Raw genomic sequence first — 20,794 nt, 5'->3', positions numbered from 1 at the left:
CCCGGTGGGGGTGCGGTGAGGTGTCGTAGGCATGACAGTCGCGCGGTCCAGACCTTTCGTCAATAGGTCTGGACCAAAGTGGCGCCGGTGACTCCGGGCGGCCGCCCTCGGCTCACCGGCTGCGGGGCTGGGCCGCGTGGCGGCGGCGGTCGAGTACGCCGATGAGCGCGGCCAGGTCGTCGGCGCCCGCGGGGTCGTCCGCGTAGCGGGTGGTCTGGAGGGGGCCGACCTCCGGAAGGACGACGTTCTCGCGGGCCAGGACGTGGACCAGGGTCAGGAGGGCCGCACGGGCGTTGCCGTCGCCGAACGGGTGGAAGAACGCCACATCGAGGTAGGCGCGGGCGGCGCGGGCCGCGAGCGGGACGTCCGGGTCGGTGGCCTCGCGCAGACAGGCGGCGAAGTCGGCCGGGGTGCGCGGGGTGAGGCCGTAGCGCTCGCGTCCGCCCTTCGCGTAGGCGTCCCCCGTGCGGAACGGTGCTTCCGTCGTGCCGAGGACCTCGCACTGCCAGCGGGCCGCCAGGACGAAGTCGAGCGGGGCGCGGCGCGCGGCGTCGGCGCGGGCCAGGGCGTACGCGCGGAGCAGGCGTCCGGCGCGGACGGGGTCGCGCCGATGGACGGGCCCGGCACACCAGGTCCGGAACCCGTCGCGCGCGGGCCGACCGGGCCTCAGGGCGGGCGCTCGGTGCCACTCGGCCTCGCGGCGCACGCGCAGCCAGGTGGTCAGGCTGTCAGCGGCGGTCATGGAAGTCCTCCAGGGCGGCCCGCTCGCGGTGGTCCTGGTAGGGGGCGTGACCTGTGAGGGCGACGGCGAAGTCCTCGCCGACCGAGTCGATCAGGGTCTGCGCGGGAGCGACCCAGCTCTCGAAACGGCCGCCGATCGCGGCCTCCACCACCTGGTCGGCGTCGTCCGGGCTCATGCCGGTGCTGGTGAGGAACCAGAGCAGGAGCCGTCCGGCCTGCCCGGGCAGCGCGCCCTCCACGCCCGAGTCCAGCGCGAGGGTCACGAGCCGGACGCAGGCCCGCTCCAGGTGCCAGCTGCGGACCTCGGGCGAGGCGTCGGACGGTGGCGCCAGGTCCGCGAAGCGCCGGGCCAGCCACTCCAGCACCCCCCGCCACTGCAGCAGCGCGGCCGCCGCGCGGGCCGCGGTCTCGTCGGGAGTCGTGACCGAGGTGGACGCGTGGTCCCAGCCGCCGGCGACTGCGCCGTACTGGCAGCCCCAGCGCCAGCCCAGGGCCCAACTGCCGTAGCGCTCACGGATGATCGCGTCCACCTGGTGCTCGCACCAGTACTCGCCCTGCCACCAGCCGGCCCCGCCGGAGAGCACGGGCGGCACCCATGGGCGCACCAGCGCACGGAGGCGCGCTTCCTCGTCCTCGTCCCAGACGAAGGGGTGGCGGGCCGGGTCGAGGTTCTCCCAGTTCCGGAAGGTCTCGAAGGAGACGCGGGGTACGAGGTTCTCGGGGAAGGGCAAGGTGTCTCGGTTGTACGTCAGTGCCGGGTCCGCTCTTCCGTCCGCTGCCATGGGCCCTCAGTCTCGGCCCGCGGCGCCGGGGTCGGCGACTGATTTTTCCGGACCCCGACCCCGGACCCGACCTCTGGCCCCGGTCGTGCCCCCGTCCGCAGCCTGATCCGGGCGGCGGCCCTCAGGCCTCTTTGGGGTCGACCGTCGCCTGGTGTTCCTCGGCCAGGTGTTCCTCCGCCTTCAGCCAGGGGAGGAACTGGGCGCTTTTGCGCCAGCCGCAGGTGTCGCATCTGATGGTGCGCTGCACGCCCGCTCGTTGCACGCGGACGGTGTGTTCGCGGCCGTGCTGGTCCCAGCGGCTTACTTTGCTCGTGTTGATCTGCAGCATGACGCCTCCTGGTTCTCCCGCTTCGTCTGCGCAGCAAGGAGTGTGCAGCATGGTGAAGATCAACGGGGGTTCTTCGGCGGTGAGTTCGGTGAGGGTGCGGTCGCTCTCATGAGGCGGCGAGGTGTCCTTCGGCGGCCTCGACGGCGGCGGTGGTGACGTTGACCTGGTGTTCTATCTGCCGGTGCACCGGAACCCAGGTCGCCGTGAAACTCGCCGAGTAGGCGGCGCACCAGCGCGCGACGATGGCTTCCAGTTCGGCGCGTTGGGGCGCGGTCCCCGGGGTCGGCGCGTATTCCTCCAGGAGGCGCAGCAGCATGGCCGCGGCCCGGAGCGGGGTTCGCCGGGCGAAGCCCTCGATGCTGGCCGTGCGGGCGCGGGTGAGATCGGGCAGCGGCGTGAAGGACGAGTGCGCGGGGTCCCAGCTGTCGGCCAACGGGCCGCATACACGCAGCGTTTCGGCCACGGCCCGGCGCATGCTGAAGCCGGCGTCCGGACCGGGCGGGGGAAGGTGCGGGCGAGCCCGTTCGTAGTGGCCGCGGACGGTGTGGGCGTAGGCCCGAAGGCGTTCCGCCCAGTGCTGCAACCGTTGTTCGGGGGCGGGGTGGGGAGTGAGGTCGGCGAACCCGGCGGCGGCCCAGACCGGCACTTCCACCACCGCGGTGACGCCGCCGTGGGCGTGCGGGGCGAGCCAGGTGGAGCGGTGGGCGTTCTCCGGGAAGGCGGTGGGGCGTTCGGGCGCTCCGGGGGGTGGCAGGACGAAGACGCCGGGGGCGCTCGTGGGCCAGTGCAGGGCGTCCAGCGGGGCCCTTTCGACCGGGATGCCGAGCCGTTCGGCGGAGGCGGCGAGGGTCCGGTCGAGGCCGGGTACCTCTCGGGTCACCTGGGCGAAGGTGCCGCCGATGTCCGTGCCGTGCAGAGAGATCTGGATGAAGGGCCGCAGCCGGCGGATGACGTCGAGCAGGGCGCGGCTCTCCGGCAGGAACCGGGGACGGGGGAGGGCGGGTGCCCATTCGGGCTGCTCGTCGGCCGTGGGGCGGAAGAAGCGGCGGTAGTGGTCGAAGAGGGTGTCGGCGTGGTGTCCGCCGTCGTTGAGGCGGGCTCCGTCCGGATCGAGGCACAGCATCAGGTTCCATACGGTGCCGGGCCGTTCGCCGGCCAGCGCCCGGTGGGCCAGCGCGAGGAGGGTGCCCCCGCCGACGTACTCGTTGGGGTGCGCGCCCGCGACCACGAGGGCGTGCCGCGGCCCCTTTCCGACGCTCAGCATCCGCAGCGGGACGCCGCGTCGGGAGTGGCCGATCGTGCTGAGCCGGCACAGGCCGGGATGCCGGGCGGCCAGTGCTTCGGCGGTGCGGGTGACGTCGGCGGGCGTGGGATAGCTCAGTGTTCGGAACCGCTGTCGTCCCCGGTCTCCGTCTGGTCCAGCGCACGGATCTTGACCTCGGCCACGGGGCTCTCCTCGGATCGCGGTTCGGCCGGACGGAACGCGCCGGGCCACCGCCGGGCGCGTTCTGTTCGACTTCAGTGCGACTCAGTACGACATGGTGCATCACCGGTGTCAACAGCCCCTGAAAGGAGGGAAGTTGGGCTCATGGCCGATGCATATGCCGGTGGCCGCGAGGGTGGCCGGCCGCCGGTTCGCGCGGCCGGCCGGGGCCGGCCCCTCAGCTGATCGTGCGCGGCAGCCGCAGGCTCAGTGCCGTGGTCAGGGCCACGCCCACCAGCTGGACCAGGAGCGTCGTCACCAGGGCGTCGCGCATGCCGTGGGCCGGGACGAGGGACAGGAACAGGGTGCCGAGGGTGGCCACCCCGACGGCGAGGGCCGCCTGCTGGGTGGTGGCCATCACGCCGCTGCCGACGCCGGCCCGGGCGGCCGGCACCTCGGAGAGGACGATCCGGATGAGGACGGGGAGCTGGAGCGCCTGACCCGCGCCGGCGACCGCCGCGCCGGGCAGCAGTTCCGCCACCCCGAGGTCCGGCCAGGACCGCCAGGCGGCCAGGGCGATGAGCGCCACGCCCACCGCCTGGATCAGCCCGCCGGCGGTGACGACCCGGGTGCCGTAGCGGGCGATCAGCCGGGGGCCGCACAGGGACGTGATGAAGAAGACGACCGCCATGGGCGCGAGGGCCATCCCCGCGGCGACAGGGCCGAGGCCGGCGCCGCGCTGCAGGGCCACCGCGATCACGAACATGAAGCCGCTGAAGCCGATCGAGAACGGCACGATCATGATCAGACCCCGGCGCAGCGAGGTCAGCTCGAGCAGGCTCGGCGGTACCAGGGGGGTCCGGCCGCCCCGGTCCGCGCGGCGTTCGACGAGGTAGAAGGCGGCGGCCGCGAGCGGGAACAGGGCGAGGGACACCCAGGTCCACAGCGGCCAGCCCGCCGCCCGGCCCTCGGTGAGCGGGGCGAGCAGGGCCAGCAGGGCCACCGCGAGCAGGACGGTGCCGGGGGCGTCGATCGGCTCCGGGTGCTGCGAGCGGGTCTCGGGGACGGCACGGGCGGCCAGGACCAGACCGAGGACGACGACGGGCACGTTCACGAGGAACACCGAGCGCCAGCCGGTGCCCGCGATGTCGGCCGCGACCAGGACGCCGCCGAGGATCTGCCCGGCCACCATGGACAGGCCGGCCGTGGCGCCGTACAGGCCCATCGCCTTGGCGCGGCGGGGACCGGAGGTCGCCGACTGGATGGTGGCGAGGACCTGCGGCAGCATCGCCGCGGACGCCGCGCCCTGGGCGACGCGTGCCGCCACCAGCGTCCACGCGGTGGGCGCGAGGCCGCAGGCGAGCGAGGTCAGGCCGAAGGCCGCCATGCCGCCGAGGAAGAGCCGGCGCCGGCCGAACAGGTCGCCGAGCCGTCCGCCGAGGACGAGCAGGACGGCGTACGCGACCCCGTAGCCCGCGACGACCAGTTCGAGGACGGCCTCACTCGCGTTCAGGTCATGCCCGATGGTCGGAAGGGCTACGTTGACGATGAAGAAGTCGATCAGGGGCAGTGCCGCGCCCAGCAGCACGGTGAACAGTCCGAGGCCGCCCAGTGCGGGTGGCGCGGTGGGGGCGCGGACTGCGGTGGTGAGAGTTCCGGTTTCGGTCACGTCCTCCAGACTTCTCCCTGACTCAGACGGGTACCAGAGTCTTCTTATCCTGGTACAAGCACTACCTGGCAACAGGCTGCGGTGAGCGGCAGGCTGGAGGCATGACGACCATGGTGCGGGACACGACCACCGGCCCGGACCCGGCACGGCCCACCCCGGACCCGGCACGACCCTCCCCGGGCGGGACGCGATCCGTCCCGGACACGGTGGCCCCGGCCCCGGAGCGGTCGGCTCCGTCCCCGGCGGCTTCCGGCCCGCCGCCCGCGGATGCGGCCCCCGGCAGTGCGCCCGGTGCGCCCGGCCCCTCGCGGGCGTCGGGCCCCGCGGGGTCCCGCGGCAGCGAGATCCGGCGGCACGAGCTGGCCACCTTCCTGCGCAGCCGGCGCGAGCGCATCACGCCCGAGCAGGTCCAGCTGCCCCGCGGCCGACGGCGGCGCACACCGGGCCTGCGCCGCGAGGAGGTCGCCCAGCTCTCCGCGGTCGGGGTCACTTGGTACACGTGGCTCGAGCAAGCGCGCGATATCCAGGTCTCCGAGCAAGTTCTCGACGCCCTGGCGCGCACCCTGCAGCTCGACTCCAGCGAGCGGGCGCACCTCTTCCAGCTGGCCGGAGCCGTCGACCCCTCGCCCGCGGCCCAGTGCGCGGTCATCACCCCGGCGCTGCGCCAGATCCTGACGCAGCTGGAGCCGGTTCCGGCCTGCATCCAGAACAGCCGGTACGACATCCTGGCGTACAACCGCACGTACGCGCGTCTGATGATGGGCGACCTCGACACGATCCCGCCCGCCGACCGCAACTGCATGATCCTCGCCTACACCAACGAGGAGTGGCGCCGGTCGATCGTCCTCCTGGACGAGACCATGCGTCTGATGGCCGCGCGGCTTCGCGTCTCGATGGCCGGGCATCTCGGGGAGCCCGCCTGGAAGATGCTGCTGAAGCGGTTGCGGTCCGAGTCGGCCGAGTTCCGCGAGATCTGGGACCGGTACGAGGTGGTCGGCACCCGCGGCAAGACCAAGAAGTTCGTGAACCCGTACGTCGGTCTCGTCACCGTCGATCACACCGACCTGTGGCTCGCGCCCGATCTCGGTGCCCGCATGGTGACGTACGCGCCCTCCGACGAGGAGAGCCGCGAACGGCTGGAGAAGCTGCACGCGATCGCGCTGGAGGCGGAGGCGGAGGCGCGTGCGGAGGCGGAGGCCGAGGCCGCAGCCGACGCCGAGGCCGAAGCGGCATCCCCCGCGGAGGCGGCGGGGGCGGCCTGATCCGGGTGCCGCCGACGCGGCGGACGCGGGTCCGTGCCGTCGGCGCGGTGAGGCGCCGGTGCGGCCGGAGGGCGGACGTGGTGACGCGTCGGCGCGGTCAGACGGCGGAGTGGTCCTGGGCCCGTGCGCCCGCCGTCTCCCGGATCTCCGGGGACTCCAGCAGGCGGGCCGTGCGCTCGGCCGTCGCGCGGGCCCAGCGCCCGCTGGTGAGCGCGCCGAGGACGAGCACGGCGAGACCGCAGGCGGTGATGACCCACCAGCCGGGGCGGGCCGCCGCGACGAAGGTGTCGCGGTAGGCGGAGGCGTGAATGCCGGAGGCGAGGGCCGCTCCGACGACGGCGACGCCGAGGGTGCCGCCGATCTGGCGGCTGGTCGAGGCGACGGCGGCGGCGACGCCCGCCTGGGAGCGCGGCATGCCGGAGACGGCGGTGTTGGTGATGGGGGCGTTCACGAATCCGAAGCCGAGGCCGAAGAAGACGTAGCCGATGACGAGCGTGACGTTCGACGTCTCCCCCTCGAACGCGGCGAACAGCACCCCGCTCACGGTCATCGCGACACCGGCGATCAGCAGCGACGGGCGTGGGCCGCGGCTGCCGACCAGGCGTCCCGAGATGGGCGCGCAGACGAAGCACAGGGCGGCCATGGGCAGCATCCACAGGCCCGCGTGCAGGGCGTCGAGGCCGCGCACGTTCTGCAGGTACAGCGTCGACAGGAACAGGAAGCCGCTGAGCGCGGCGAACGCGCTCACCGCGATGACGGTGGCCCCGCTGAACGGCGCCGAGCGGAAGAAGCGCAGGTCGATGAGGGGTTCGTCGCGCCGGGGCTCGTACCACAGGAGGCCGAGCAGTGCGGCGAGGGCGATCACGCCGAAGCCGGTGGTCCACAGGGCGCCGGAGGTGGGCGCCTCGATGATGGCGTACGTCAGCGAGCCGAGCAGCACGATGACGAGGAGCTGGCCGACCGGGTCGGGGCGGCGGGCCTTGGGCGCGCGGGACTCGGGGACGAAACGCAGGGTCAGCAGGAGCGCGGCGAGGCCGATGGGGAGGTTGATCCAGAAGATCGACCGCCAGCCGACCGTCTCGACGAGCAGGCCGCCCACCAGAGGTCCGGCGGCCATGGAGATGCCGACCACGGCGCCCCACACGCCGATCGCGCGGGCGCGTTCGCGCGGGTCCGTGAACGTGTTGGTGATGATCGACATCGCCACCGGGTTCAGCATCGAGCCGCCGACGGCCTGGACCATCCGGAAGACGATGAGCGCGTCCAGGTTCGGGGCGAGGGAGCAGAGCACCGAGCCGATGGTGAAGAGGACCAGGCCCGCCATGAAGACCTTGCGCCGGCCGATGCGGTCGGCGGTGGAGCCCGCGAGCATCAGCAGGGAGGCCAGCACCAGGGTGTACGCGTCGATGGCCCACTGCATGCCCGCGACGTCCGTGTGCAGTTCCCGCTGCATCGAGGGCAGGGCGACGTTCAGGACCGTGACGTCGAGGCTCACGATCAGCAGACTCATGCAGCAGATCGCGAGCACCAGCATCCGGTGCCGGTGGCTGAGCTCAGGCATTCCCTCAATGTACGCCGCTGTCGATAGTGTGTCTAACTAATGACCGCTACACGATCTTTCGCGCGAGCACCCGGCGCCGTGCGCCACAATGGGGGAATGTCCACGCCCACGTCCACCGTGAACCCCCCGCTGTCGATCGGTCCCCACCAGGTGCAGCCGCCCGTCGTCCTGGCCCCCATGGCCGGGATCACGAACGCGCCGTTCCGCACGCTGTGCCGCGAGTTCACGGGCGGCAAGGGCCTGTTCGTCAGCGAGATGATCACCACGCGGGCACTGGTCGAGCGCAACGAGAAGACCATGCAGCTGATCCACTTCGACGCGACCGAGAAGCCGCGCTCGATCCAGCTGTACGGCGTCGACCCCGCGACCGTCGGCAAGGCCGTCCGCATGATCGCGGAGGAGGACCTCGCCGACCACATCGACCTGAACTTCGGCTGCCCGGTCCCCAAGGTCACCCGCAAGGGCGGCGGCTCCGCCCTCCCCTACAAGCGGCACCTGCTGCGCGCGATCCTGCGCGAGGCGGTCAGTGGCGCCGGGGACCTGCCCGTCACCATGAAGATGCGCAAGGGCATCGACGACGACCACATCACCTTCCTCGACGCCGGACGGATCGCGGTCGAGGAGGGCGTGACGGCCATCGCGCTGCACGGCCGTACCGCGGCCCAGCACTACGGCGGCACCGCGGACTGGGACGCCATCGCCCGCCTGAAGGAACACGTGCCGGAGATCCCCGTCCTCGGCAACGGCGACATCTGGTCGGCGGACGACGCGCTGCGGATGGTGCGCGAGACCGGGTGCGACGGCGTCGTGGTCGGACGCGGCTGCCTCGGCCGGCCGTGGCTGTTCGGTGACCTGGTGGCCGCCTTCGAGGGCCGGGCCGACGCCTACGCGCGGCCGGCGCTGCGCGAGGTCGCCGCGGTCATGGTCCGCCACGCCACGCTCCTCGGCGAGTGGATCGGCGACGAGGCGCGCGGTGTCATCGACTTCCGCAAGCACGTCGCCTGGTACCTCAAGGGCTTCGCGGTCGGCTCGGAGATGCGCAAGCGCCTCGCCGTCACCTCGTCGCTCGCCGAACTCTCCGACGGACTGGCCGAGCTGGACCTCGACCAGCCGTGGCCGTCGGGCGCCGACGGACCCCGCGGCCGTACCTCCGGCAACAACAGGGTCGTCCTGCCGGACGGCTGGCTGAAGGACCCCTACGACTGCGCGGGCGTGTCCGAGGACGCGGAACTGGACACGTCCGGCGGCTGAGCCGCCGGACGTGAGGTGCGCGCGCCGCCCCGCGCGCGCACCGGACCCGGACCCGTCAGGCGCCACCCACCGCCGTGAGCAGGGCCAGGGGGGCCGCCGCCGACCTCGACTCCCTGACACAGGCGTGCGGGTAGGGCACCGGCTCGGCATGGGTGTCGCGCCCGTAGCCCGCGAGGACCTCGGGGAGGCGGTGACCGGCGGCCGTGGCGGCGTCCACGAGCGCGTGCGCCACCGTACGGGCCTCGTCGTGCAGGCCGTACCGCGCCAGCCCCAGCGTGATGAGGGCGTTGTCGTGGGGCCAGACCGAACCCCGGTGATACGACAGCGGATGGTAGGCGGGCTGGCCGGAGGCGAGTGTGCGCACGCCCCAGCCGGAGAAGAAGTCCGGTTCGAGGAGCCGGCGGCCCACCAGCTCGCCGTACTCCTTGTCCAGCAGGCCCGACCACAGCAGATGACCCGCGTCCGAGGCGAGCGCGTCGACATGGCGGCCGTCGCCGTCCAACGCCAGCGCGGGGAAGGAGTGTTCACTCATCCAGAAGTCCCGCTGGAACCGGTCGCGGAGGTCGGCGGCGGCCTGTTCCAGGAGCGCCGCGTAGACCTCGTCGCCCCAGACCGTGCGGGCCAGCAGCGCGGTGCGGCGCAGCGCGTCGTACGCGTATCCCTGGGCGCCCGCCGCCATCACCGGCCCGGTCGGGCGGCTGCCGTCGGCCGAACAGATGGCGCCGGGGGAGTCCTTCCAGTTCTGGTTGGCGAGGCCGCCGCCGTCCGCGCGGTAGACGAGATAGCCGCGCGAGGTCAGCCCGCCGTGGTCCAGCATCCAGCCGATCGCCGCACGGGCGTTGGGCTCCAGCCGGCGGGCCAGCGCCACATCACCGGTCCGCTCGGTGTACGCGCCGAGGAGCACCAGGAACAGCGGCGTCGCGTCCACCGAACCGTAGTAGCGCCCGTACGGCACCTGCCCGAAGTGCGCCAGCTCGCCGTGCCGCACCTCGTGCACGATCTTGCCGGGCTGGGCGACCGTGTCCGCGCCCACCTCGACCGCCTGGGTGGCGGCCAGCGCGGGCAGCGTGGCGGCGGCGAGCTGGGGCCGGTAGGGCAGCGCGAAGAGCGAGGTGAGCAGCGCGTCACGGCCCAGCAGGGTGAGGAACCAGGGGACTCCGGCCGCGGGAACCCGCAGCTCCTCGCCGTCCGGGCCCGTCGCCGGCACCTGGAGGACCGCCAGGTCCGACAGGCCCCGCGCACAGGCCGCGGCCAGCTCCGGCCAGCCGGTCGGGAAGGGCACGCCCTCCGCGAACTCGCCCTCCAGGGCGAGGAGTCGCTCATTGGCCGCGGCGGGGGAGGCGGGCACCCGCGGCGCGTGCGTGGCGCCGTGCGGACGGGCCGCGACCCGGAGCGCCAGCTCCGCCGAGCCGTGCGGTTCGAGGTCGAGGGTCCATACGAGGCGACGCGCGCCCGTGCCCGTCTCCTCCACCCCGTCCGGAGCGGGCTCGGAGGTGACCGTCGTACGGGACTGCCACTCCCCGCGCCGATAGCTGAACTCCACGCCGTCGTCGAGGACCTGGCGCTGGCGCACGACGCCCGTCTTCGCGTACGTGCGGTAGTCGGAGCGCAGCTCGAACTGGTCCGTGAAGTCGGCGTCCGCGGTGACCGCGATGCGGACCGTGGTGGTCGTCGGACGGTTGCTGGTGACGCGCAGCGCCTCCACGAACGCTCCCTCGGCGACGGCCTGTTCGCGGAACAGTGTGTACGCGGGCGGTTCGTTGCGGCCGCCCCGCGGCACCAGCACACAGCGTGCCGTGTCACCGTCCGCGACCGGCGTGAGCGCCTCGGGCACCGCGCCGTCCACCGTCAGCTGCCAGCGGCTGAGGTGCCGGGCGTCCCGGACGAATAACCCGTCCGGAGAGCTGCCGCCCCGTACTCCGCTGATGTCCCCGCCGTCGCCCACGGCGGCGAACGTCCCACCGTGCACGAGCAGATGATGCCGGTCCGTCATCCCCGGTCCCCTCCCTTGGCGCCCGTCTCGAACGCGAATGCGCGCTGTCCCGCAGTGCTGTGTGCCGTGTCGATCAACGCGTCGTGCCCCGCCGGGGACACGACCGGTGCCGCCCCGGAGGGCTCGTGCAGCAGGTCGAGCGTCAGCGCCGCCGTCCAGCTGAAACCGAGCGCTCCGCAGGCCTCGCCGGTGTACGGGTCCACGTACTCCGCGAACCCGGACTCGCCGGCGGTGTCCAGCAGGGCGGCCCGCAGTCCGTCCGCCCGCCCGTGCTCCCCGTGCAGCCGCAGCCCGCGCTCCAGCAGCCAGTTGGTGTTGAACCAGGCCGGTCCCCGCCAGTACCGGTGCGGATCGAACGCCTCGCCGGTCAGGTCGTAACTGGGCGCGAGCCGCGTCGCCCCGCCCAGCCCGAAGTGCGGCCCGCCCGCGGTCCGTACGAGCGTGGCCGCGATGTCGCGGGGCAGCGCGGGGAGGATGAGCGGGAGCAGCCCGGCGACACTGCGCTCGGGGATCAGGGCACCGCGCCCGCCGTTCTCCTCGCTCCGCTCGTCACGGCAGAAGAACATGCCCTCCGCCGGATCCCACAGCCGCTCCACCAGTGCCGCCGTCAGCCGCTCGGCGCGCGCGTGGCGGGCGGTTCCCGCCGCGCCCAGCTCCTGGGCGATACAGGCCAGCGCGTGTTCCGACGCGATCAGCAGAGCGTTGAACGCCGGGTCCTCGACGGCGAACTCGCCGCCGCCGTCGGCGTACCCCCGGTCCCGGTAGTCCGTGGCCAGCCGTACGTACCGCCCGTAGTCGAGGTCCGTCGGCCGGTCCTCGGGGGCGCCGTGGTCGAGGTCGGCGCGCCGGAAGGAGCGGGCCGGTGCCGGGGTGACCCGGCCGAGCGGGGCGTCCCAGCAGGGACTGTTGTCCATGCCCTGCTCCCAGGGGTGGACCACACAGGCGAGGCCCCCGCCGCCCAGGTCCCGGCGGTGCAGGAGATAGCGGTGCCAGGCCGCCAGCCGGGGATACATCCGGGAGAGGAAGGAGCGGGCCCGGGACAGCCCCGGGTCCGCCCGGTGCACCAGCCACACGGCGAGCGCGTGCACAGGTGGCTGCACGATGCCCGACGTCTGTACGGTGCGCGGGGCGCCCGCAGCGCGCCCCGCGGTCGAGGAGCGCCAGAAGTCGGGGCTCGGGAAGTAGGCGTCGAGCGGGACGGAGGGGTTGAACACGATGTGCGGGACGCGCCCGTCGGCCCACTGCGCGCCGAGCAGGGTCTCCAGCTCCGTCTGCGCCCGCAGGGGGGACAGATGGCGCAGGCCGATCGCGATGAACGCCGAGTCCCAGGACCACTGGTGCGGATACAGACCGCGCGAGGGCACCGTGGACGTTCCCGTCCAGTTGCCGTTCAGCACGCGGGACGCCCTGAGGTGCAGCGACCCCGAAGGGTCGGCAGGATCGTATACAAGCGGTCCGGTCCGGGCGATCTCGCCCGGTCCGGGTGGAGAGGGCGGGCCGGAGGCGTGCACGGGTGCGCCGGAGGTACGCATGGGGGTGGTGAGCCCCGTGCGCAGGGCGGTGAGCTGGGTTGTGCTGTCCACTCAGGTCTCCCCGAAGACGTCCGACCGACCAGTTCGGCAGTAGCTGCCGTAGGGTTACGTCTATTTAACACGCAAAACTCAATATGTAATGCAGAGTTGGGGAACGCAAGAGGGTGCGCATGACAGAAAGGGCGGGGAGGACCGTGAAGACCGGCAACCAGGCAAGCTCCGGAGAGCTGCTCGAACTGGTGCGCAGCGGCCGGGCGACCACGCGCGGCGCGCTCCAGCGGGCCACCGGCCTGTCGCGGGCCACGGTCGGCCAGCGGCTCGACCGGCTGTTCCGCGCGGGCTGGCTCCGCGAGGGAGCCGGCGGCCCCGTCGACTCACCGCTCGGCGGCCGTCCCTCCATCACCCTGGAGTTCGACGACGAGCACGCCGTCGTCCTCGCCGCCGACCTCGACACCCGGCACGGCCGGGCCGCCGTCCTCACCCTGACCGGAGAGATCCTCGCCGAGCACGCGGGCCCGCTGGTGGTCGACGACGGTCCCGAGGCCGTCCTCGGCGAGCTCGGGCGCTGGTTCGCCGAGCTGCTGGAGAAGTCCGGGCAGCGCGCCGACGCCGTCTGCGGCATCGGGCTCGCGGTGCCGGGCCCGGTCGACAGCGACACCGGCCGCGTGGTGCAGCCGCCGATCATGCCGGGCTGGGACGGCTACGACATAAGGGGCCGGCTGGGCCGCGCCTTCGCCGAACACGCGGGCACCGGCGCCGCCGAGGTACCCGTGCTCGTCGACAACGACGCCAACCTCATGGCGTACGGGGAGCAGCGCGTCGGCTATCCGGACTGCTCGGCGTTCGCGCTGGTCAAGGTCTCCACCGGTATCGGAGCGGGCATGATCGTGGGCGGCACGGTGTACCGGGGCATCGACGGCGGGGCCGGCGACATCGGGCACATCCGGGTGGGCGCCGACGCCCTGTGCCGGTGCGGCTCGTACGGATGTCTGGCCGCCGTCGCCAGTGGCGGTGCGGTGGCACGCCGGCTCGCGGAGTCCGGGGTCCCGGCCGCGTCCGGCTCGGACGTGCGGGACCTGCTGGCTGCCGGGCACCCCGAGGCGATGGCCCTCGCGCGGGAGGCGGGCCGGCAGGTCGGGGACGTCCTGGCCACCGTGGTGACGCTGCTCAACCCTGGCGTGCTGATGATCGCCGGGGATCTGGCCGGAACCCCCTTCCTCACGGGGGTCCGGGAGCTGCTGTACCAGCGGGCGCTGCCCCGCTCCACCGCTCATCTGGACGTGGTGACGTCCCGGCTCGGTGAGCGGGCCGGCCTCGTGGGCGCGGGGGCGATGGTCGTGGAGTACCTGTACGCGCCGGAGCGGGCCGAGGAGCGCCTGGCGGCCCTCGGCGTGTGACGGACGGCCGCGGCCCCGGGCAGGGAGGCCCCGGGCCTCCCTGCCCGCGGGTCACCGCTCCTGGTGCCGTCCGGCCCGGGGATCGTCCCCCTCCGGCGTCCGCGGTCCGCGGCCGTCCGTCCCGGGGTCATCCGAGCGGGTTGTCCGTGCGTGGCATCCGTGCGTGGCATCCGTGTGCGACATCCGTGTGTGACATCCGTGTGTCGTGTCCGGATCGTGGTCCGCATGATGAAATCTGACTCCTCCACGTGGCGTGATTCTCGCCACCCTTGATAAGGGTCACGCTCAGATGAGCGGATCTTGGGCGATTGCACTTCCCTAAGGGGTGGCACTCAGTGCCACGCTCTGATCGTTCATCGATTAAACTCAGACGTGCCGAAGCTCGCTCACCTGAGCGTCTGAAGCGATCTATGTGCGTTGATTCGTTCAAGAAGTGAAAACACCGCTGTCGGATGGCTTGCCAAGCTTTGACTTTTGATCCGGTGGCGGACGAGTGGTTACAGGCGCATGACGCGCAAGTGGACGTACCCAGACGCCTTCGATCTGGGTATGTTCCCCGTCGTCAGGGCAGCCACCGCGACGTCGAGGAGTCGAGACTCGTGTCGGAAAACAAAGATCCCCACGTAGCTGAGAGCGGCGAAAGCGGCGTTGGCGGAGTGAAGTTCGTTTATGACTTCACCGAGGGCAACAGGGACCTCAAGGACCTCCTCGGGGGCAAGGGCGCCAACCTTGCCGAGATGACCAACCTGGGCCTTCCCGTCCCGCCCGGCTTCACCATCACCACCGACGCGTGCAAGACCTACCTCGACAGTGGCGAGGAGCCGGCGGCACTGCGTGACGAGGTGAGTGCGCACCTCGACGCCCTCGAGGCGAAGATGGGCAAGAAGCTCGGCCAGGCCGACGATCCTCTGCTCGTGTCCGTCCGTTCCGGGGCGAAGTTCTCCATGCCCGGCATGATGGACACCGTCCTGAACATCGGGCTCTCCGACAAGTCGGTGCTGGGCCTCGCCAAGCAGGCCGGCGACGACCGCTTCGCGTGGGACTCCTACCGCCGTCTCATCCAGATGTTCGGCAAGACGGTCCTCGGCGTGGACGGCGAGCTCTTCGAGGACGCGCTGGACGCGGCGAAGGACCTCAAGAAGGTCACCGTCGACACGGACCTCGAAGCGGCCGATCTGAAGAAGCTCGTCACCAAGTTCAAGAAGATCGTCAAGACCGAGGCCGGCCGGGACTTCCCGCAGGACCCGCGCGAGCAGATGGACCTCGCCATCCACGCGGTCTTCGACTCCTGGAACACCGACCGCGCCAAGCTGTACCGCCGCCAGGAGCGCATCCCGCACGACCTCGGCACGGCCGTCAACGTCTGTTCGATGGTCTTCGGCAACCTCGGCCCCGACTCCGGCACCGGCGTCGCCTTCACCCGCGACCCCGCCTCCGGCCACCAGGGCGTGTACGGCGACTACCTCCAGAACGCCCAGGGCGAGGACGTCGTCGCCGGTATCCGCAACACGGTCCCGCTCGCGGAGCTGGAGTCGATCGACAAGAAGTCGTACGACCAGCTCATGCAGATCATGGACACCCTGGAGAACCACTACAAGGATCTCTGCGACATCGAGTTCACCATCGAGCGCGGTCAGCTGTGGATGCTCCAGACCCGCGTCGGCAAGCGCACGGCGGGCGCGGCCTTCCGCATCGCCACGCAGCTCGTGGACCAGGGCCTGATCGACGAGGCCGAGGCGCTCCAGCGGGTGACGGGCGCCCAGCTCGCGCAGCTGATGTTCCCGCGCTTCGACGACGAGGCGAAGGTCGAGCAGGTCGGCCGGGGCATTGCGGCGTCGCCGGGCGCGGCCGTGGGCAAGGCGGTCTTCGACTCGTACACCGCCGTGAAGTGGTCGCGCTCCGGTGAGAAGGTCATCCTGGTCCGCCGGGAAACGAACCCCGACGACCTGGACGGCATGATCGCGGCGGAGGGCATCCTGACCTCGCGCGGCGGCAAGACCTCCCACGCGGCCGTCGTGGCGCGCGGCATGGGCAAGACCTGTGTCTGCGGCGCCGAGGAACTCGAGGTCGACACCAAGCGGCGCCGGATGACCGTGCCCGGCGGGCGCGTCGTCGAGGAGGGCGACGTGATCTCCATCGACGGCTCGAGCGGCAAGGTCTACCTGGGTGAGGTCCCGGTGGTCCCGTCCCCCGTCGTGGAGTACTTCGAGGGCCGGATGCACGCGGGTGCCAACGACGCCGACGAGCTGGTCGAGGCCGTGCACCGGATCATGGCGTTCGCCGACCGCAAGCGCCGCCTGTGGGTCCGCGCCAACGCCGACAACGCCGAGGACGCGCTGCGCGCCCGCCGCTTCGGCGCCCAGGGCATCGGTCTGTGCCGTACGGAGCACATGTTCCTCGGCGACCGCCGGGAGCTGGTCGAGCGCCTGATCCTCGCGGACACCGAGGCCGAGCGCGAGGAGTCGCTGCAGGCGCTCCTGCCGCTCCAGAAGCAGGACTTCGTGGAGCTGTTCTCGGCGATGGACGGCCTTCCGGTCACGGTCCGGCTCCTGGACCCGCCCCTGCACGAGTTCCTGCCCGACATCACCGAGCTGTCGGTCCGCGTGGCTCTGGCGGAGTCTCGTCAGGAGCCCCACGAGAACGAACTCCGGCTCCTCCAAGCCGTTCACCGGCTGCACGAGCAGAACCCGATGCTGGGTCTGCGCGGTGTGCGACTCGGCCTGGTCATTCCCGGCCTGTTCACCATGCAGGTACGGGCGATCGCCGAGGCCGCGGCCGAGCGCAAGACGGCCAAGGGCGACCCGCGCCCGGAGATCATGATTCCGCTCGTCGGCACCGTCCAGGAGCTGGAGATCGTCCGTGAGGAGGCCGACCAGGTCATCGCGGAGGTCGAGGCGGCGACGGGGGTTCAGCTGAAGCTGTCGATCGGCACGATGATCGAGCTGCCGCGCGCCGCGCTGACCGCCGGTCAGATCGCCGAGGCGGCGGAGTTCTTCTCCTTCGGCACCAACGACCTGACCCAGACGGTGTGGGGCTTCAGCCGCGACGACGTGGAGGCCTCGTTCTTCACGGCCTACCTGGAGAAGGGCATCTTCGGCGTCAGCCCGTTCGAGACGATCGACCGGGACGGCGTGGGTTCCCTGGTGAAGCTGGCGGTGGAGGCCGGTCGCGCCACCCGCCCCGACCTGAAGCTCGGCGTCTGCGGCGAGCACGGCGGCGACCCCGAGTCGGTCCACTTCTTCCACGAGGTGGGACTCGACTACGTCTCCTGCTCCCCGTTCCGCATCCCGGTCGCCCGCCTGGAAGCGGGCCGCGCGGCCTCCAGCTCGACAGGCAGCGACCACCGGTAGACCCCGGAGTCCGCGCCGGTCACCTCACCCTCACCGACCCGGCAACGGCACCGGCATCCAGAACGAAGGGGCGGCACCCTGTGCGGAGATGCCGCCCCTTCGGGCTTCGTCGGCGAAGGCCGGACGGGTGGTCACCCCATCGCACCGGCCGATGCCCGGGAGCCGACGAGGGCGGACTCGTGCACGGCGAACACGGCGTCGCACCGATCCCGGACGCCGGCATCGTGGGTGGCGATGACCACGGCGCATCCGGCGTCGCTCATCTCCCGAAGGATGTCGATGACAACAGCGCTGTTGTCATCGTCGAGCGCACCGGTCGGCTCGTCCGCGAGCACCAGGGCCGGCCGCTGGACCATGAGACGGGCCAGCGCCACGCGCTGCTGTTCCCCACCGCTGAGATGGTGGATCTTCTCCTTCTCCCGCCCCGCCAGACCGACACGCTCAAGGGCTTCGGTGACAGCCGCACGGCCCTTGTCCGTGTTCTTGCCCCCGCCCTCGCCCCGCGCCGCCCGCCGTGGCCTGACCACCACGTCCAGGTTCTCCGCGACCGTCGCGTTCTCGATCAGCGCATAGTGCTGAAACAGATAGCCGAGAGTGTCGCGGCGGAACCGACGGACATCGCCTCGGCCGAATCGGGTGATGTCCTTGCCCTCGTACCGAATGGTCCCGGTACTCGGCCTGTCGAGCAGCCCAAGACAGTTGAGGAGGGTCGACTTGCCGGATCCACTCGGTCCCACGAGGGCGAGCATCTCACCGCGATGCACGGTGAGGTCGACGTTGCGCCACAAGGTCCGGGCGCCGAAGACCTTCGAAAGATTCTCGATATCGATCACAACATACTCCGGCTCGGTAGGGCGGCTTTCGTACCGGCGGGGCTCATGTCTCCGTCGCCCCTTCCTTCACGATGCGGCGATGGAAAAACGCGAGGGCGAGAAGTACGGCCCCCAGCTCGAAAACAACAAGACCGGTGATGACGGTGAGATCCAGTGCAGTGACGTGAACCGCCTGGAAGGGAGCGGGCGCACCGGCCGCCGCGAACTCCTCCAGTTCCTGGTTTCGCTGCCATGCCTCAAAAGGAACCCGCGTGGCGAAGACGGCAGCGATAGCCACTTCCACGGCGAGAATGAAGCGATGGTTGGCGACATATCTCCAGCCGCCGATGTGCCGTATGAATATACTCTGCGCATTCTTTCGCGAGTAGATGAGACAGACGCCGACCCCGGCGATGAGGAGCACTGTCACGGCAACGGCAAGGTTGAAAATCTCAAGGCGAAGTTTGTTGGTCGAATTCCGGAGGTCCAGAGCGGTTTTCTGCCCGACCGGACTCACGGAATTAACATAGTTGCTGACCTGTTTCGACTCGATGGCATTGAATACGTCATCGGGGTCGGGGAAGATCACTCCATCCTGGGTTGCGAACGAGGTGTAGGCATCGTTCGTGAGGAAACGCGAACCATTGGGGACGACGACGAGAATCGGATCGCGCACCAGGGATCTGTCCTCGTCCGCACTGTGCGCCGAGTTGTAGGCGTAGGTACCGGTGTTGTAGCCGAAGAGGCGCTGTCCGGTCCTGCTGTCGCGCGTTTCGATCGGGATGTGCCGGCTGAGATCCGGATCGATGATCCTGGAGACCGCCTTGGTGATCGTCGGCGTGTGGGAGGAAAGGGAGGCGGGAATGATGACCCGCACCGGACGCGAGTCCGGCGTTTCTCCGCTCCGGGCCTCAGAGGTATAACGCCGTCCCGACGGATCGAGCACCGGCTGCTTGCTGAGATACGTGTCGTTGACGACGAGAATCTCGCCGGCCGGCAGTCGCTCGTTCGGGGCGGAGACCTGGAGATCCCTGCGCCCGGCGACAATCACCTCGCCCCGTCTGTCGGCCTGGCGCAGCCACGGGCCGACATGGTCGTTCAGCTGGTCCATGTGCATGGCGAAAGCGCCGTTGAGACGGATCGAGACCGCGTCGCCCACCGTGCCGTAGAGGTCACGGTTCTCCTGGCGTGTCAGTACGTCCCGGCTCGCGAGGGTGACATTGGTGGCGATGGCGAGAGCGAGCAGCAGCGCGGGGATCCGGACGAGGTAGACGCTGATGGACGCGGCCTTCGAAGGCAGTTCGCCTTTCAGGGCGCCCAGTACGTCGACCTTGTACGTGAGGGCCAGCGCGGCCGCGTGCGTGGCCAGCGCCAGGGCGCCGAGCAGGGCGGCGATACCCGCCGCCAGCGAGGCGAACAGCCCCAGCCGGGCGAGACCGTTGTAGAAGCCGAGGAAGGCGAGCGCCGTGACCGTGACGGTGGCGACCGCCACCGACCAGAACACCGCCAGCTGCCGTAGATCGCGAAGCAGGATGCCGGCGAAGGACAGGCCCTGCATCCGGAGGACTCCGTACGCCTTCGCGTTGAGGAGCACGCTCGCGCCGGTCATCGTCAGCGCCGCGAGGGCGACCACGCAGAGGGCCCAGTACAGGGGATCGTCCGAGTACCGCTCGGCCAGTTCCTGGTACGACAAGGGGTGGGTGACGGCCACGGTCATGCCGAGCTCGTCGAACTCGGCCCGCAGGGCATCGGCCGCCGCGGCCGACCCGAACACGTAGTAGGAACCGCGCGGGTCCTGTTGCCCGATCTCGGCGATCGGATGCACGCGCGTCTCGTAGTTCCTGCTGAACTCCGGGTATCCCTTGTCCAGCCACTCCGCTGTCGTGGAATGGGGCCCGCCCGGAGCCAGATACAGATGCCGAACCCCGTCGGAGTTCTTCAGATCGGGCACCTCGCGAGCCACTCCGACCGAGTGCTCGGCGGAGAACGACGTGATGTCCCGGACGACCTGAGCACTGCTGACGGAATCGTCGGAATCCATCACGTCGATCAGGGCCGAGTTTCCCAGGACCCCGCCCTCGTCCAGGCTCCGCAGGAACAGAAAGGCCAGCACGGCGGAGAAGGCCAGTACGGCGGCGTGGACGAAACGTATACCTCGATGCAGCATGGAATACCTAGGTTGAGGGCGCTCGCTCGGGAGCGCGCGTCCGGGAATTCAGAGTCCGAGAGAAAAGCTGTGGAGGCGAGCGAGGCTCGCCTCCACAGCCGCAAAGCCCATCCGGCAAGCCCAGCCGAGCAGTCGGGAGCGGCGCCACTCTCGGCGGCTTCCTAGGCTTGTCGAGATTCGACCCAGAGAATTAGCAGTTCGGGTCGTAGTAGTACGACACCGAGCCGTTCAGCCCCGCCGAAGCCAGGGACCACTCGCCCTTGGCCGTGCAGCCGCTGCCGAATACGTGGCCGCCCGTCTTCACCGAGGACGCGTGCTTGTTGTTCGGGTGCTTGTAGTTCGACCACGCCGTGTTGGCGCCCTTGTCGTAGCTCCACCTGCCACCGCCGACGTCGACACTGGTGGCCAATGCCGGCGTGGCCGCGGCCACGATGATGGCGGTGGCCGCCAGCACAGCCTTTACCCCGTTTTGCATGCTCAAGACTGACTCCTAGTCATCTGTTCTGGTCGGAACAGGAATAGATCT

15 protein-coding genes are annotated in these 20,794 nt (G+C 71.1%); 4 read left to right on the top strand and 11 right to left on the bottom strand.

Annotated elements, in window-relative coordinates:
• Positions 1 to 112 precede the first annotated feature (112 nt).
• The 5 genes from OG788_RS16505 to OG788_RS16485 form a co-directional block, all read right to left on the bottom strand.
• A complete protein-coding gene (locus OG788_RS16505) occupies positions 113 to 742 on the bottom strand; it encodes a Fic family protein (RefSeq protein WP_406371653.1) in 630 nt (209 codons plus the stop codon).
• Positions 729 to 1,523, bottom strand: coding sequence for a hypothetical protein (locus OG788_RS16500; protein WP_406371652.1), 795 nt, complete (start codon positions 1,521 to 1,523; stop codon positions 729 to 731). The genes OG788_RS16505 and OG788_RS16500 overlap by 14 nt, the downstream gene beginning before the upstream one ends.
• Before the next feature lie 121 nt (positions 1,524 to 1,644).
• Positions 1,645 to 1,851: a hypothetical protein gene (locus tag OG788_RS16495; RefSeq protein WP_266758517.1), complete on the bottom strand. Its 207-nt coding sequence runs from the start codon at positions 1,849 to 1,851 to the stop codon at positions 1,645 to 1,647.
• Between the two features lie 106 nt (positions 1,852 to 1,957).
• Positions 1,958 to 3,232, bottom strand: a complete 1,275-nt coding sequence (locus OG788_RS16490) for a M14 family zinc carboxypeptidase (protein WP_406376770.1) — start codon at positions 3,230 to 3,232, stop codon at positions 1,958 to 1,960.
• 280 nt (positions 3,233 to 3,512) lie between these two features.
• Positions 3,513 to 4,943: an MFS transporter gene (locus OG788_RS16485; protein ID WP_356757088.1), complete on the bottom strand. Its 1,431-nt coding sequence runs from the start codon at positions 4,941 to 4,943 to the stop codon at positions 3,513 to 3,515.
• Between the two features lie 344 nt (positions 4,944 to 5,287).
• Here OG788_RS16485 and OG788_RS16480 point away from each other — a divergent pair, with 344 nt between their 5' ends.
• On the top strand, positions 5,288 to 6,205 hold the full coding sequence (locus OG788_RS16480) for a helix-turn-helix transcriptional regulator (protein WP_406376769.1): 918 nt from the start codon (positions 5,288 to 5,290) through the stop codon (positions 6,203 to 6,205).
• 97 nt (positions 6,206 to 6,302) lie between these two features.
• Here OG788_RS16480 and OG788_RS16475 read toward each other — a convergent pair whose 3' ends face one another.
• Positions 6,303 to 7,766 carry an MFS transporter gene (locus tag OG788_RS16475; RefSeq protein ID WP_406371650.1) on the bottom strand — a complete coding sequence of 488 codons (1,464 nt, stop codon included), beginning with the start codon at positions 7,764 to 7,766 and terminating at the stop codon, positions 6,303 to 6,305.
• A gap of 96 nt (positions 7,767 to 7,862) precedes the next feature.
• On the opposite strand from OG788_RS16475, the gene dusB reads away from it, so the two are divergent.
• Entirely contained in the window at positions 7,863 to 9,017 is a 1,155-nt protein-coding gene (dusB, locus tag OG788_RS16470) for a tRNA dihydrouridine synthase DusB (RefSeq protein ID WP_351538420.1), read from the top strand.
• Positions 9,018 to 9,072: 55 nt separating this feature from the next.
• On the opposite strand, the gene OG788_RS16465 is transcribed toward dusB, so the two are convergent.
• Both OG788_RS16465 and OG788_RS16460 read right to left on the bottom strand, forming a co-directional pair.
• A complete protein-coding gene (locus tag OG788_RS16465) occupies positions 9,073 to 11,010 on the bottom strand; it encodes a glycogen debranching N-terminal domain-containing protein (protein WP_351538417.1) in 1,938 nt (645 codons plus the stop codon).
• Positions 11,007 to 12,593 carry an MGH1-like glycoside hydrolase domain-containing protein gene (locus OG788_RS16460; protein WP_406371647.1) on the bottom strand — a complete coding sequence of 529 codons (1,587 nt, stop codon included), beginning with the start codon at positions 12,591 to 12,593 and terminating at the stop codon, positions 11,007 to 11,009. Before OG788_RS16460 ends, OG788_RS16465 begins: the two co-directional genes overlap by 4 nt.
• Before the next feature lie 119 nt (positions 12,594 to 12,712).
• Between OG788_RS16460 and OG788_RS16455 the strand changes: the two genes are divergently transcribed.
• Both OG788_RS16455 and ppdK read left to right on the top strand, forming a co-directional pair.
• On the top strand, positions 12,713 to 13,939 hold the full coding sequence (locus tag OG788_RS16455) for an ROK family protein (RefSeq protein ID WP_406371645.1): 1,227 nt from the start codon (positions 12,713 to 12,715) through the stop codon (positions 13,937 to 13,939).
• A gap of 599 nt (positions 13,940 to 14,538) precedes the next feature.
• The gene (gene ppdK, locus OG788_RS16450; protein WP_351538409.1) at positions 14,539 to 17,289 is read left to right on the top strand and encodes a pyruvate, phosphate dikinase; all 2,751 of its coding nucleotides are present in this window, start codon (positions 14,539 to 14,541) and stop codon (positions 17,287 to 17,289) included.
• Positions 17,290 to 17,420: 131 nt separating this feature from the next.
• On the opposite strand, the gene OG788_RS16445 is transcribed toward ppdK, so the two are convergent.
• From OG788_RS16445 to OG788_RS16435, 3 genes are all read right to left on the bottom strand, one after another.
• On the bottom strand, positions 17,421 to 18,122 hold the full coding sequence (locus tag OG788_RS16445) for an ABC transporter ATP-binding protein (protein WP_406371643.1): 702 nt from the start codon (positions 18,120 to 18,122) through the stop codon (positions 17,421 to 17,423).
• Between the two features lie 43 nt (positions 18,123 to 18,165).
• A complete protein-coding gene (locus tag OG788_RS16440; protein ID WP_406371641.1) occupies positions 18,166 to 20,052 on the bottom strand; it encodes a hypothetical protein in 1,887 nt (628 codons plus the stop codon).
• Between the two features lie 406 nt (positions 20,053 to 20,458).
• Positions 20,459 to 20,743, bottom strand: coding sequence for a lactococcin 972 family bacteriocin (locus OG788_RS16435; RefSeq protein ID WP_406371640.1), 285 nt, complete (start codon positions 20,741 to 20,743; stop codon positions 20,459 to 20,461).
• Positions 20,744 to 20,794 lie beyond the last annotated feature (51 nt).

Origin of the sequence: Streptomyces sp. NBC_00647 (assembly GCF_045207245.1) — a bacterium.
Taxonomy (GTDB): Bacteria; Actinomycetota; Actinomycetes; order Streptomycetales; family Streptomycetaceae; genus Streptomyces.
The sequence above is the reverse complement of the archived record's forward strand: the minus strand, read 5'-3'. Positions and strand labels throughout refer to the sequence as shown.